The organism is Pseudomonas sp. CFBP13528, assembly GCF_005233615.1.
Lineage (GTDB): Bacteria > Pseudomonadota > Gammaproteobacteria > Pseudomonadales > Pseudomonadaceae > Aquipseudomonas > Aquipseudomonas fluorescens_AM.
The window spans coordinates 1-13,385 of record NZ_QGAJ01000011.1 but is presented as its reverse complement, the minus strand read 5'-3'; the positions used below and the strand labels follow the sequence as shown (position 1 = coordinate 13,385).

Genomic DNA, 13,385 nt, shown 5'->3' with positions numbered 1-13,385 from the left:
CAACTATACTGTGTTTTTATACAGTTGTTCCTACCGCTCATCAACTCAGGGCAAAGGCTGGCGTTTCCGCTTGCGCCTATTCCACTCCCGGCACTTGGCGAATGATCAGATGATCCAGGTTTTCAATATTGGCGCTGAATACCGCGAACGTCTGCTCGGGGGTCTTCTTGCTCGGCACTTGCTTGAGCTGCGGCGTGACGCCATAGAAAAAGCAATACAACGCTCGTTCGCTGGCTGCTGCGGCCTTGATCTGCTCCAGGAATGCCGTGCGCTTGCGGTAGTTCTCGATGAGCTTTTTGCTCAGGTAGACGTTGACGGCGTAGGGCTTTTTGTCGAGCCATACCTTCTTTTCGAAGTCGATGCGAAAGCTGCTGGTGTAGTCCTTGATCGCCTTGATCCTGCCCCAGTAGATCAGGCCCGTGTTGTCCTGCAGGTATTCGATTTTTTTGAAGAACGTCCAGTACGTCGCCGTGTGCTCGCCGATTTTCAACGGCATTGATTTGAGCCTGTCCTTGTCATCGATATTCGACACGTAACACTCCACCGGGTGGGCGAATACGCTGGTTTTGTCTGGGGGGGTGTCGTTCTTGCCATGGGATGTGACGACGCGATTTGAAGGGGCCTTTGTTGGTTCTTGCAGGACGACGTTCTCGGTACCTGTCAGGGGATTCTTACGTTCGTACTGACGCCGTGTGAGCACAAACTCCGACGGGAAATGTTCCTCGCGATCGTCATCGCTTTCTCCGGCCGCGTTCCTGTGGGCGCTGGCGTAGCGGCAACCCTCGATATGCCGGGTAGCGGTCTTGTTCTTGAAATGCGGTGTGCGTCGGTAGTTGACGTTCTTTGCGTTGAACGTACTCAGTGTATTGCCGGTATCGAACGTCGCGCGGCATACATCGTTGGGGCAGAGAAAGTTGTCCGTGTCGGAATCGAAATCGGCGGTTTCGTCGAAATTCAGGTCTCGTACGTCATAGATCGACAGCTTGTCATCGAGACTCAGGCTGTAGGCCGTGTCGAATTTCATGGGGCTCGGGTCCGTGAGAGGTTTGGCTATTAATAGCGAGAACCTGCGCAAATATCAGCAAGAACTTGCAACCCGTCGCCCACTTACAAAGCACAGTGTTCCCCCGGCTGCGGTCAAGGCCGCCAGGGCATAAAACATGCTGGCCGGCGCCGCATTGATCAGCAGATACCCACACATCAGCGGGCTCATCGCTCCGCCAAACGCCGCCAGGTTCTGCGCGCCGTAGTAACTGCCCCGCAGTGGATCGGGAGCGATGGTGTCGATGAACAGGAATTCTGCGGGGTAGATAATCATCTCGCCCAAGGTGAATACGAACATCGCCAGGCACCAACTGACCAGACTGTCGGCCAGGCTGAACCCCATCAACCCGAGAATAAACAGCAGGGTGCCCAGCACAATCCAGTGGCGTAACTGCTCGCGCTTGAGAAAACGGCCAATCTGGTACTGCAGCAAAATCACCGTGATGGCGTTGCAGGCCAGCACTGCGGACAGAATCTTCAAGGCGGCTGCGGGCTTGTAGGCAACCAGTAGAAACTGCGACAGGTACAGGGTGTAGCGTCCGTGGACAATGGTGCTCAACAAACTGCCGCTGGTGAAGAGGATCAGCGTGCGGTCGCTGCGCAAGGTCTTGAGGGTGCCCAGAAAGCTTTGCGGTTTATGACGGGTAGTGCGTGCGGTCGGGGCAATGCCGACCATCAGGAACAGGCTGCCAAAAGCAATCGCGCTGGCGATCAGGAACGGCGCCCAGGGCAGTTGGCCGGCGATCAACACGCCGACCATGGGGCCGGTGGCATAGCCAACGTTGGTCAGGGTGTAGCGCAGGGAAAACACTTTGGCACGCTCGCCCACCGCCAGGTTTTCGCTGATGATCGCCTTGGAGCCGATCAGGAACAGTGCCGACGCGGCTTCGGTGATCATCAGGGTCAGGGTGGTGAGGTAGAGGTTGCTGGCAAACGTCAGCAACAGAAAACCGATGGAGCTGGAGAGCATGGCCAGGATCAGCAGCTTGCGCTTTTCCAGGCGGTCGATGATGTAGCCGCCGTACAGACCGAGCAACGTGGCGATAAACACGGCAACGCCCATCAGCAGGCCGATGTCCTGCTGGTTGAGGCCCAGGCGGGTACTCAGCCAGAGGGCCAGCAGTGGGCTGGTCATGGAACGGCTGACCACGATGGTCACCGAGCAAATCAACAGGCGGCGAATTACCAGGGAGTAGGTGGCCACGGCTGGGGAGAGCATCCTTGTTATTGCTTATGAACACACAGATCCAATGTGGGAGGGGGCTTGCCCCCGATGAGGGCGTGTCATTAAACGGATGTAGAGCTGACCCACCACAATCGGGGGCAAGCCCCCTCCCACCTTTTCAGACCTTGTTTCTACTGGCCGGCATTGATGCTGATCTTCTCGACCGCACCTTGCTCCAGATCCCACTTCTTCAAAATCTTGCCGTATGTCCCGTCATCAATCATGCCCTGCAACGCTTCACTGATCGCGGCGACCAACTCGGTATTGCTCTTCTCGATCCCCAACCCGGTGAACTGCTTGGAAATCGCCAGCCCCACGGGCTTGTACTTGCCCTTGTCCAGCGACATCAGATAAGGAATCGTCTCGCTGCCCTGCATCGCCGCATCCAGGCGGTTCTGCTGCAACTGCGCGCGCGCATCGGCCGAGCCTTCGGTACCGATCACCACGATCGCCGGCTTACCCGCCGCTTCGCAGTGTTCCTTACTCCACGCGGCAATTTCCGACGGCCAGGTGGTACGGCGGCTGGTGCCGACTTTTTTACCGCACAGGTCAGTCAATTCCTTGATCTCCTCACGCTTGGCCAGGGTGTACAGCTGCGGGCCGCTGGTGAAGTAGTCGATAAAGGTCACCGATTTCTGACGCTCGGCGGTGTCGCTCATGCCCGACAGCACGATGTCGACGCGCTTGGTGGTCAGGCCGCTGAGCATCTGCTCGAAGCCGGTTTCCTGCCATTTGATCTTCACGCCCAGACGTTCGGCCAGGGCGTTGCCCAGGTCGAAGTCAAAGCCGGTGAGCTTGTTGGTGGCCGGGTCCTTGAAATCCATCGGCGGGTAGTTCGGCACGATGGCCGCGCTGATCTCACCCTTGTCCTTGATGGCTGCGGGCAAGGCCGCGAACACCGCGCTGGAAGCCATCAGGCCGGCGAGCAACGAAGGAATGAACATCTTTTTCATGGGGGCGTTCTCGTTAGTTTTTTAGTTAAGTGCGAACGGCAGAAATGAAGCTTTGGGTACGCGGGTTTTGTGGGCTTATTAGAATGTCTTCGGGGCTGCCGGCTTCCACAATCTGGCCAGCATCCATAAACACCATGCGGTTGGAGACTTCGCGGGCAAAGCCCAACTCATGGGTGACCACGATCATGGTCATGCCGGTGGTGGCCAAATCGCGCATCACCGACAGCACTTCGCCTACCAGCTCCGGGTCGAGGGCTGACGTGGGTTCGTCGAATAACATCAGCTTGGGGCGCATCGCCAACGCGCGGGCAATCGCCACACGCTGCTGCTGGCCGCCGGACAACTCCACCGGGTAGGCATTGCGCTTGTCCGCCAGGCCTACGCGGGCCAGCAACTCCAGCGCATCCTCGGTGGCCTCCTTGGGCGAGCGCTTGAGCACTTGGCACGGGCCTTCGATGATGTTTTGCAGCACGGTCATGTGCGGGAACAAATTGAAACGCTGGAACACCATGCCGGTGGCCAGGCGCTGCCGGGCGATCTGCACTTCGTTCATCTCGTGCAGCTTGTTGCCGACCACCCGGTAACCGACCAGTTCGCCGTCGACCCACAGGCCGCCCTTGTCGATTTTTTCCAACTGGTTGACGCAACGCAGCAGGGTGCTTTTACCCGAGCCGGACGGGCCGATGATGCACATCACTTCGCCTTGCTCGACCTCGATATTGATGTCGCGCAGCGCGTGATACTGGTCGTAATACTTGTTCAGGTTGACGGCCTTGACGATGCTTCTCATGGGGAAAATCTCCTCAACCCAGACTTACGAACGCTTGCCGGCGCCGCGGGCAAAACGACGCTCGAGGCGGCTTTGACCAAATGAAAGAACCGTCACCACCGCCAGGTACCAGATGCCGGCCACTATCAGCAGCTCCATGACCCGCGCGTTGGCGTAGTAGATGTTTTGCGCGTTGTGCAGCAGCTCCGAGTACTGGATCACACTGGCCAGGCTGGTCATTTTCACCATGCTGATGAACTCGTTGCCTACCGGCGGAATAATCACGCGCATGGCCTGCGGCAGAATGATCCTGCGCAGCGCCTGCAGGCTCGGCATGCCGATCGACTTGGCGGCTTCGTACTGGCCGGTGTCCACCGACAACAGCCCGGCGCGCACTACTTCGGCGGTGTACGCGCCCTGGTTGATGCTCAAGCCGAGCAGGGCGGCGACGAATGGGGTCATCAGGTCGACGGTGTCGATGCTGAACAGGCCCGGAATCGCGATCACCGGGAAGATCAGCGCCAGGTTGAACCACAACAGCAGTTGCAGAATCAACGGCGTACCGCGAAATAACCAGGTGTACGTAATCGCGACGTAGCGCAGGATCGGGTTGGCCGACATGCGCATGATCGCCGTGATTACCCCGATCACCACGCCCAGCGCCATCGCCAGGATCGACATGATGATGGTATTGGCCAGGCCCCAAAAAATGGCTTCGGACGTCAGGAACTGCCCGATGTAGGACCATTCGATCTGACCATTGGCAAACGCACGCAACAGCGCCGCCAACGCAATCACGATCAACGTGGCAAAAAACATCCGCCCGTAATAACGCCGCGGCACGTGCTCGTACTGGGTGATATCGAACTGGTTTTCGGACAACTTGCGCTCTATCTCCAAGCGCTCGGCCGGGGTCTGGTTCATGGTGATTCTCCAAAAAACGACTACTGTTGCACTCGGTCCATCTATTGAAGCACGGTCAACTGTGGGAACGGGCTTGCCTGCGATAGCGCCCGTCCACACAGCAGAAAATTCCCAGGCTTAAATCCGAAACCCCTGATAACCCTCGACCCACTTGCGCTGCTCAGCCAACGCCACCTTCAACCGCGCCATCTGCTCCTTCACCCGCTCCGGCGCGGTCCCCCCCCAACCACTGCGCGCCGCAATCGCCGCTTCCAGGGTCAGGCAGTCGCGCACCTCGGGTGTGAGTCGAGCATCCACCTGCGCCAACATGGCCGGCGAGGCTTCCCACAGCTCAATCTCATGTTTCTCACAGGCCTGCACCAACGCGCCGGTAATCTCATGCGCTTCCTTGAACGGCACGCCCCGGGTGGCCAACCAATCCGCCACCTCGGTGGCCAGGGTAAAACCCATCGGTGCCTGCCGCCGTAGCTCGTCGACCTGCACCTTCATGGTCGCGACCATCCCGGCCATCGCCGGCAACACCAGCAGCAGGGTGTCCACACTGTCCAACACGCTGTGCTTGTCTTCGCTCAAGTCACGGTTGTACGACAGCGGCAACGACTTGAGCGTCGACATCAACCCGGTCAGGTTGCCGATCAAACGCCCGGCCTTGCCCCGCGCCAGTTCGGCAATGTCCGGGTTCTTCTTCTGCGGCATTATCGAACTGCCGGTCGCGTAGGCATCGTCCAGCACCACCCAACGAAACTGACGCGACGACCACAGGCAGAACTCCTCCGACAGTCGCGAAATATTCACCCCGAGCATGCCCGCCACAAACAGAAACTCCGCCACATGGTCACGGCTGGCTACGGCATCGATAGAGTTTTCGCACGGCCCGGTGTAACCCATTTCCTTGGCCGAATACTGTGGCTGGCGTGCAATCGCCGAACCCGCCATCGCCGCCGCGCCGAGGGGCGACAACGCCGTACGCGCATCCCAATCCACCAAGCGCTGCACATCGCGCAGCATCGACTGCGCATGGGCCAGCAAGTGGTGGGCGAACACAATCGGCTGCGCCTGCTGCAGATGGGTGAAGCCGGGGCAGATGCTCTCAACATGCTGCTCGGCCTGCTCGACCAATGCCTGCTGCAAACCCAGCACCTCGGTGGCGATGGTGCGCGCATGGTCACGCAGGAACAGGCGCAGGTCGTTGGCCGTCTGGTCATTGCGCGAACGCCCGGCGCGCAGCTTGCCGCCCAGGGCGCCGAGGCGCTCGGTCAATACGCGTTCGATAAAGGTGTGAACGTCTTCGTCATCCAGGGTCGGATGCAGGCGGCCGGCGGCGAAGTCATCGCCGATACGGTCCAGGGCTTCCAGCGTGCGTAGGGTCTCTGACTCATCCAGCAACCCGGCGCGCTGCAACTCACGAGCATGGGCACGGGAGCCGGCCAGATCGTAAGGCGTGAGGCGAAAATAGCGCTCGGGGCAGCGCGACAACGCGGCCAAGGCTGCAGACGGACCGGTCTTGAAACGAGCGCCCCAAAGGCGGTCGGTGGGCTGGGACATGGGTATTCCTCACGCTTGTTTTTAGAAGAGTCGGAGGCAGTGAAAATAAGATTTCAACGGGGTAGAACCGGCGTCTGACGCGTCGTATTCAAGGTTGCCAAGGGCGGATGTTTATGTTCATTATCGCCGCCTGGCTATGTTCAAGGATTGGGTTCAAGCCTGTTGAATATGGCACTCGAGGTCAACGCGCATTATGGAAACCCCACTTTCCACTTCTGGAAACCTGCCCCCCAAACCCGGCACAAGACCGCCGCTGCAACTGAGCGGACTGGACTTCAAATTGCTGCGGGTATTTATGGCCGTGGTCGAGGCCGGTGGTTTCAGTGCCGCGCAAAACGAGCTGAATGTGGGCCTGGCGGCCATCAGCAAACAGATTTCCGACCTCGAGATTCGCATCGGCATGCGCCTGTGCACACGGGGCCGGGAAGGCTTCGGGCTGACCGAAGAAGGCAAGTTGGTGTATCAAGCGTCCATTGAGTTATTTACCTCGGTGGACAGTTTTCGCGACAAGCTTAGTTCGGCGCAAAACGAACTGATTGGCGACCTTAGTGTGGGCGTTATTGATAACACCGTCTCCGATGTTAACTCCCCGCTTATTGCCGCCTTGCGCACTTTGCACAGCGAATCGCCAAAGATCAGATTGCGCCTGCATGCTTCGCAATTGGATGAAGTTGAACGCGGCGTAGTGGAAGGACGCCTGGTCGCCGGCATCGTCCCGGTGTACCAACGCCGCGAAGAATTCGATTACTTCCCGCTCTACGAAGAAAAGGCCCACGCCTACTGCGCCGTAGGACATCCGCTGTTCACCGCGAACGACATCCCGCCCGAGGTACTGCGCCAATACGAAGTGGTCAACCACCGCTACGCGATCCACCGCGACAAGCCCAACTTCGTCAACCACGACAGCCAGTCCGCCTCGGCCTCCCAAGTGGAAGCCGTCGCCATCCTGATCCTCACCGGCCGCTTCCTGGGCTTTCTGCCGGAACACTACGCCGCGCCGCTGGTAAGGGAAGGGCGCCTGCGTGCACTGTGCCGGGAGCAGGTTCACCTGAGCACCGCGTTCAACCTGATCCTGCGTCACAACGCGCCAAGAAGCCCGATGGTCAAAGCCTTCGCCATGGCGCTGGGCGTGGACCTGAAGACGCCCCTCTAAGCCCCGTCAAAGATCAAATGTGGTAGGTGTCGAGCCCCAGCGAGGCAGCGATGGGATCGACTCGGTTCTCCAGCCGATCCCAATTACCCGCATCACCGCTGCAACCGAGCCCGCCTTTTCTTCTTCGCATGAAAATGCCGAAAATGCGCATCCTGCGCCGCCGCCAGCAACTCCCGATCCCCACGCGTATCGCCCCAGGCCCTGAGCCGATACTCCCCCAGGTCCCCATACACCGCCTCAAGCCGCAGCACCTTGTTCTCACAGCGGCAATTGTTCCCCGTGAGCTTACCGGTCAGCACCCCGTCCACCACCTCAAGCTCAGTCCCGATCAAGCGGATCCCGAGCCGATCGGCAAACGGCTGCAACACCAACGCCGGCGACGCCGAACACAGCGTCACCACCGCCCCCGAGCCCAACTCCTGCTCCACCGACAACACCCCCGCCGGGCGCATCAACCGCGCCCAATTGCGCTGGCAATACTCCTCGGCCTTCTGCTGCACCCAGGTCTTTTCCACACCGGTCATAAAGGTGCGGATCAACTGCGCCTTCAACTCATCCCGGCTGATCTGCCGCACCAAAAAGCGCAGCCCAGGCACGGCCAGCTTCACCATCCGGCCATAAAACGCGCCAGTGCCAAAGGCAAACTTGAGGAAGGGCACGAAACTGTCGTGGTGGGTCAGGGTGCCGTCGAAGTCAAAGACGGAGAGTACTTTGGCGTCAGCGGGGCCGGCTTCGAGCATGTCTGGGTTCACGGGTTGGCCTCGGTCCTATCTAGTATTTTTTGAATGTGCATCAGGTGTGACAGCAGGAGTCTACTCCCGTGCCAATCTTCCGATCTTGGCGTAAAGCCCTTCGGTGAAAGCCTCCCGATCGCTCGACCGGTGACAACGCTGATGGCAATTGGGACACAAGGCTACAGCATTGCTGATGCGATCCGAACCCTTCTGGGCGAGGTGCTTGACGTGATGTACTTCAAGAAATGGCAGACCGTCGACCTCGAACGGCGCGTTAGAACCGCAGCCTTCGCAGATGCCGTTGGCTTCTTTCAACACCCAGGCGCGTACCTTTGGATCACGAACGAAGGCTGCGCTGACGGTGGGTACTTTCTGTGGTTGGACAATGCCGTCCGGTCTTTTTAGGGAGGCTTGTTGCTGCAGCTTGGACGCGCGGCGGATAAGCGTTTGCTCGTCTGCTGTTTGGGCTGCGTCCTCGGATTCGAACACACCCTGCGCGGCGAGCGCTTGGCGGATGCGTTGTTCTACGCCTGTGCCCACGTTCTTCGCAGGCTTATAGCCTTCGATGCGGTCCAGGCCCATACGGTCTAGCACGGTGGAGATATTTTGCATGCGGAACTCAATGGAGCCCTTCGCTCGGCCTGCCACCGGGCCTTCGCGCAGAAGTCGATTTTCGAGGGCTTTGTTGAAAGGTTGGCCGCTCTTTTCCCAGGCCAGCATCTTTAGGTAAGCCTCGACTGCCGCTGCCAGTTCCGCGTCGGTCCAGTCCGTTTTGTCTTTCGTAATATCCATGCAGCCGCCGAGGGTAGAAAACCCTCGGACGATACTGAGTAGCCATTATTACGTCTACGAAATTTCCTACGGATTGGTCGGAGTTGACGGTCGTGTTCGTCAGCAAATTCGCTGCTTGATTCGGAAAGGCTGCATGAGCTTGCGCCACCACGGAGTTTTTGAGAGCTGTAGCCGATGGGTCCGGTTCACCAACAGGTAAGGCATATCCCGCAGCCTAATCCAGCCTTCGTCTTGCCAATGCAGCAAGTTCAAAGACATCTCCGGCCAATCCAGCATGCTCAACAGCGGTCTCTCTACCGTTCGTGGCTGACGCTCATCTCGCAATGTTGGAACCACTTCGTGAGTGAGCCAGCTGCGTAACAGGCGATTCCCCGGTGTGTAGTGATAGACCAGCAGCGCGTAGGCACCGGATTCGCTGATCATCAGCATTTCTTCCGGCTGACCGTGGAACAGCAGCGTTACCGTTCTTCGCTGGTCTTCATCGAGCTTTCGAGTTGTTCGTTCATCTAGATACCAGCCCATCAAGCGCCCGAGATCGCGAGCGCAAAACCATGGTTGGTTTTCCAGAAGGACAGCGTGCAGAGGAAGGCTTTGACGGGTGAAGACGGTGGGAGCGAGGGGATCATGCATGACGCACCTCCGTGACTAGAAGTGCTTGGAGGACGGTTCTTACGCGGTGGGTAGCCTTCGCGAGGAAGGTGAAAATTCTAGGCATTTCCATTACCTCTGTGTGATGTCAGCTTTCTTAGGGCTGGGTGCCGGGAGTTAAGAAACCCCACACAGAGGGCCGGACATATTCCCCTTTCGGGTCTTGTATTAGCCCACTCCCGGCATAACAGAGATTTTCGATACCCACGGGGATACCGTAGGCACAAAAAAGCCGCTACTGTCGGGTGCGGTCAGTCCGCTGTGTGAGGTGTTTCTTAGGCACCAGGCTCGAAGACTATTGCTCCTAGTCAAAAAAGGCAAGACCGGCAATTCGGGGTCGACTTGTGAGGGAAAATAAAATCAAAAGCCAAAAAATCTTGTAATATTTGCGCTGCTTGGATGGTGCTGTCTAAATAATTTTTAAAAAAAAGGAATTAAAGTGCTTAATTGGAAGGGTTTATTAAATGATTCGCGGCGCAAAAGTAAGGGGCAGGTGGCAGTGCCGGGTGTTGAAAGTGGAAGATATCAGTTTGAACGAGACTATGATCGTATTTTATTTGCCGCGCCTACTAGGCGGTTAGCCGATAAAACTCAAGTTTTTCCACTTGATAGGAATGATAGCGTTCGTACTAGGCTTACTCATTCACACGAAGTTTCTACTCTTGCTAGAAGCATTGGCTTGAGGTTAGTTTATGAGAAAGAAGATATCTTTGCCGGCGCTGAGCCCGGGCAATTTCTTCATCGGAGCGTCCCAGCGATGTTGGCTGCGATTGGTCTGGTCCATGATTTGGGAAATCCCCCTTTTGGTCATCAAGGAGAGGTCGCCATTCAAAATTGGTTTAAAGGTAACTGTGAGGTTATTTTACGTGGAATGAGTTTCGACGATGCTAGAGATTTTTTTGGGTTTGATGGTAATGCTCAGACTGTCAGGTTGGTAACAAAGCTGCAGATATTAAATGACAGGTTTGGTTTGAACTTGACGTACGGAACACTGGCGGCGTTGATTAAATATCCCGTGCCAGTCAGCGGCGTTGATGAAAAGCAATGGAAAAAGCAAGGGTATTTTAAGTCGGAGCAAGATGTAGTAGATGATATTTGGAGGGAGACTGGGCTTGAACAAGGAATTAGGCATCCTCTCACCTATGTCATGGAGGCGTGTGATGATATTGCATACTCGGTTTTGGATGCTGAAGACACAGTGAAAAAAAGTTTTGCTTCTTACTATGATTTGCTTAGGTTTTTGAAACGTGAGTGTGGTAGTGATGAAGTTGCCGCGAGAGTTATTAAAAAATCTGAGGAAAGCAGTTCAAGTTTTGAAGGTCAAGGGTTGAGCCCTCAAGAACTAAACGAGTGCTCTATGCAAATGTTTAGAGTTTATTCAATCACAGAAATGGTTGGATCTGTGGTGGATACGTTTTCGGAAAAGGTTGATTGTCTATTAAAAGGTACACAGATTTACAATGGGCTGATTAGTGAGTCGAAGTCAAAAAAACTCTGTAAGGCTCTTAAAAGATTTGATTTTGAGTATGGGTTTAAACACAAAAGTGTTCTTGAGCTCGAGTTAAAGGGTAATACGTATATCACTGAAGTCATGGATATGTTATGGGTCGGAGTGCATGGCCGTCTTGCACAGCGGCAGCAATCAAGCACTCCTTTTGGGAAGTATGCGTACTCTCGTATCTCGGAAAGCTACAGACGAATTTTTGAGGATGAAAGTAACGATTTGCCCGTTGGTTACAAGGAAGCTCAGCTTCTGGCCGACGCGGTATCTGGGATGACAGATAGTTACCTCATCGCTCTGCATTCAGAGTTGAAGCCTTTATATGATAGCCACTGCAAATAATTTAACGACTCTTAAAAAAAGGGTGCTTAGGTTTTTTGAGTCCCCTAAGAGAGTAGAAGTGCGAAACTTTATCAGGGTTCTATCTTGTAAGGGAGAGGTTTTGGTTTTTGGAGGGCTGCTAAGGGATATTGCACTGTATGGTGGTGATAGTTTTAATTCGGATATAGATTTAGTTGTTGATTGCTCTCCGGCTGTTTTGTTTGATTTTTTTGAAGCTATGTCTCAGCTTGGTAGGAAAAATAATTTTGGAGGGTATAGAGTAAAGGTGGGAGGATGGTCGATAGATGTTTGGCCAATAAAAAAAACCTGGGCGTTTGCTAGTGGGTATGTACCGTATGTAGATAGGCGTAGCTTGCTTTTAACCACGATAACGAACTGGGATGCTATAGCTTATTCTTTCAAGGATGGAGCGTTGATTTCTCGAGATGATTATATTGAGTCTCTTACAAGAAAAGAGTTAGATGTGATTCTTGTTGAAAACCCTAATAGGCAAGGGGCTTTTTTGCGTGTGCTTAAACTTATTTTTGATAAGCGGGTAGAGGTGCTACTTCCTAGGGCGGTGGCTTATTTAAAGTCGGAATTTGAAAGATTTTCTCCGGATGAATTGTTTGTCTTACAAAAAAAAGCGTTTGGGAAGGTATATTTTTCTTTAGCGGATATAATTTTTTTTCAGAAAGAAATTTCTTTGTTAGAAAGAGATCTTTTTGGAGCGCCGATTTTTCTGAAAGGTGGTAACTTAGGTATTGAATTTCAGTGAGTGGTTGTGTTGGGGGCAGTTGAATTAAATGGTTGCGTGTAGCAAGTGCTTGGGGTGAATATAGATCTGAAAAAAAATGCCGTTTATTCTATAGAATAAACGGCGTTTTTTACATGAGGCGCACTAGTCCCAGCTCAACGCCCCACCAGTCTGATACTCAATAACCCGAGTCTCAAAAAAGTTCTTCTCTTTCTTCAAGTCCATAATCTCGCTCATCCAAGGAAACGGATTGGTCGTCCCTGGATACTCTTCTTTAAGACCAATCTGCGACAGGCGACGGTTAGCGATGAACTTCAGATAGTCCTCCATCATCGCCGCATTCATGCCGAGAACACCGCGAGGCATGGTGTCGCGCGCATATTCAATTTCCAGCTGCGTCCCCTGCAGGATCATCTGGGTCGCTTCTTCCTTCATCTCGGCATCCCACAAGTGCGGGTTTTCGATTTTGATCTGGTTGATCACATCGATACCGAAGTTCAGGTGCATCGACTCATCGCGCAGGATGTACTGGAACTGTTCCGCCACGCCGGTCATTTTGTTGCGGCGGCCCATGGACAGGATCTGGGTGAAGCCGCAGTAGAAGAAGATGCCTTCCAGGACGCAGTAGTAGGCGACCAGGTTGCGCAGCAATTCTTTGTCGGTGTCGACCGTGCCGGTTTCGAACTTCGGATCGGAGATCGAACGGGTGTACTTCAAACCCCAGGCGGCCTTTTTGGCGACCGATGGAATCTCGTGGTACATGTTGAAGATCTCGCCTTCATCCATGGCCAACGATTCGATGCAGTACTGGTAGGCGTGGGTGTGGATCGCTTCTTCGAAGGCCTGGCGCAGGATGTACTGGCGGCACTCGGGGTTGGTGATCAGGCGGTACACGGCCAGCACCAGGTTGTTGGCGACCAGGGAGTCGGCGGTGGAGAAGAAGCCGAGGTTGCGCATGACGATGCGACGTTCGTCGTCGGTCAGGCCTTCGGGGTTTTTCCACAGGGCGATGTCGGCGG

Annotated in this window: 13 protein-coding genes; 3 read left to right on the top strand and 10 right to left on the bottom strand. The window is 55.3% G+C overall.

The features are described from left to right. Nucleotides 1-76: 76 nt before the first annotated feature. The 6 genes from PspCFBP13528_RS19010 to argH all read right to left on the bottom strand — a co-directional run bounded on the left by PspCFBP13528_RS19010 (nt 77) and on the right by argH (nt 6,460). Nucleotides 77-1,024: a hypothetical protein gene (locus PspCFBP13528_RS19010; RefSeq protein ID WP_137201248.1), complete on the bottom strand. Its 948-nt coding sequence runs from the start codon at nt 1,022-1,024 to the stop codon at nt 77-79. Nucleotides 1,025-1,078: 54 nt separating this feature from the next. Further along, nucleotides 1,079-2,248, bottom strand: coding sequence for an MFS transporter (locus PspCFBP13528_RS19005; protein ID WP_137201294.1), 1,170 nt, complete (start codon nt 2,246-2,248; stop codon nt 1,079-1,081). Between the two features lie 152 nt (nt 2,249-2,400). Then, complete coding sequence (locus PspCFBP13528_RS19000) at nt 2,401-3,222, bottom strand: ABC transporter substrate-binding protein (protein WP_065949438.1); 822 nt, start codon at nt 3,220-3,222, stop codon at nt 2,401-2,403. A 25-nt stretch (nt 3,223-3,247) separates the two neighbouring features. Continuing rightward, nucleotides 3,248-4,012 (bottom strand): amino acid ABC transporter ATP-binding protein, encoded by a 765-nt coding sequence (locus PspCFBP13528_RS18995; RefSeq protein WP_065887758.1) that lies wholly within the window; start codon nt 4,010-4,012, stop codon nt 3,248-3,250. 24 nt (nt 4,013-4,036) lie between these two features. Next, on the bottom strand, nt 4,037-4,915 hold the full coding sequence (locus PspCFBP13528_RS18990; protein WP_137201247.1) for an amino acid ABC transporter permease: 879 nt from the start codon (nt 4,913-4,915) through the stop codon (nt 4,037-4,039). 117 nt (nt 4,916-5,032) lie between these two features. Further along, entirely contained in the window at nt 5,033-6,460 is a 1,428-nt protein-coding gene (gene argH, locus PspCFBP13528_RS18985) for an argininosuccinate lyase (RefSeq protein ID WP_101219988.1), read from the bottom strand. Between the two features lie 193 nt (nt 6,461-6,653). Here argH and PspCFBP13528_RS18980 point away from each other — a divergent pair, with 193 nt between their 5' ends. Next, the gene (locus PspCFBP13528_RS18980; RefSeq protein WP_137201246.1) at nt 6,654-7,613 is read left to right on the top strand and encodes a LysR family transcriptional regulator; all 960 of its coding nucleotides are present in this window, start codon (nt 6,654-6,656) and stop codon (nt 7,611-7,613) included. 92 nt (nt 7,614-7,705) lie between these two features. Here PspCFBP13528_RS18980 and PspCFBP13528_RS18975 read toward each other — a convergent pair whose 3' ends face one another. The 3 genes from PspCFBP13528_RS18975 to PspCFBP13528_RS18965 form a co-directional block, all read right to left on the bottom strand. Then, nucleotides 7,706-8,353 (bottom strand): HAD-IB family hydrolase, encoded by a 648-nt coding sequence (locus PspCFBP13528_RS18975; protein ID WP_065949442.1) that lies wholly within the window; start codon nt 8,351-8,353, stop codon nt 7,706-7,708. Between the two features lie 72 nt (nt 8,354-8,425). Beyond that, nucleotides 8,426-9,139 carry an HNH endonuclease signature motif containing protein gene (locus tag PspCFBP13528_RS18970; RefSeq protein WP_137201245.1) on the bottom strand — a complete coding sequence of 238 codons (714 nt, stop codon included), beginning with the start codon at nt 9,137-9,139 and terminating at the stop codon, nt 8,426-8,428. A gap of 99 nt (nt 9,140-9,238) precedes the next feature. Continuing rightward, on the bottom strand, nt 9,239-9,769 hold the full coding sequence (locus PspCFBP13528_RS18965) for a Bro-N domain-containing protein (protein ID WP_137201244.1): 531 nt from the start codon (nt 9,767-9,769) through the stop codon (nt 9,239-9,241). A gap of 457 nt (nt 9,770-10,226) precedes the next feature. Here PspCFBP13528_RS18965 and dgt point away from each other — a divergent pair, with 457 nt between their 5' ends. Together dgt and PspCFBP13528_RS18955 are read left to right on the top strand one after the other, a co-directional pair. Beyond that, nucleotides 10,227-11,630: a dGTP triphosphohydrolase gene (dgt, locus tag PspCFBP13528_RS18960; RefSeq protein ID WP_065949445.1), complete on the top strand. Its 1,404-nt coding sequence runs from the start codon at nt 10,227-10,229 to the stop codon at nt 11,628-11,630. Next, nucleotides 11,611-12,387 carry a hypothetical protein gene (locus PspCFBP13528_RS18955; protein WP_137201243.1) on the top strand — a complete coding sequence of 259 codons (777 nt, stop codon included), beginning with the start codon at nt 11,611-11,613 and terminating at the stop codon, nt 12,385-12,387. Before dgt ends, PspCFBP13528_RS18955 begins: the two co-directional genes overlap by 20 nt. 123 nt (nt 12,388-12,510) lie before the next feature. Here PspCFBP13528_RS18955 and PspCFBP13528_RS18950 read toward each other — a convergent pair. Beyond that, the coding region (locus PspCFBP13528_RS18950) for a ribonucleotide-diphosphate reductase subunit beta (RefSeq protein WP_137201242.1) at nt 12,511-13,385 on the bottom strand (875 nt) is incomplete at its 5' end.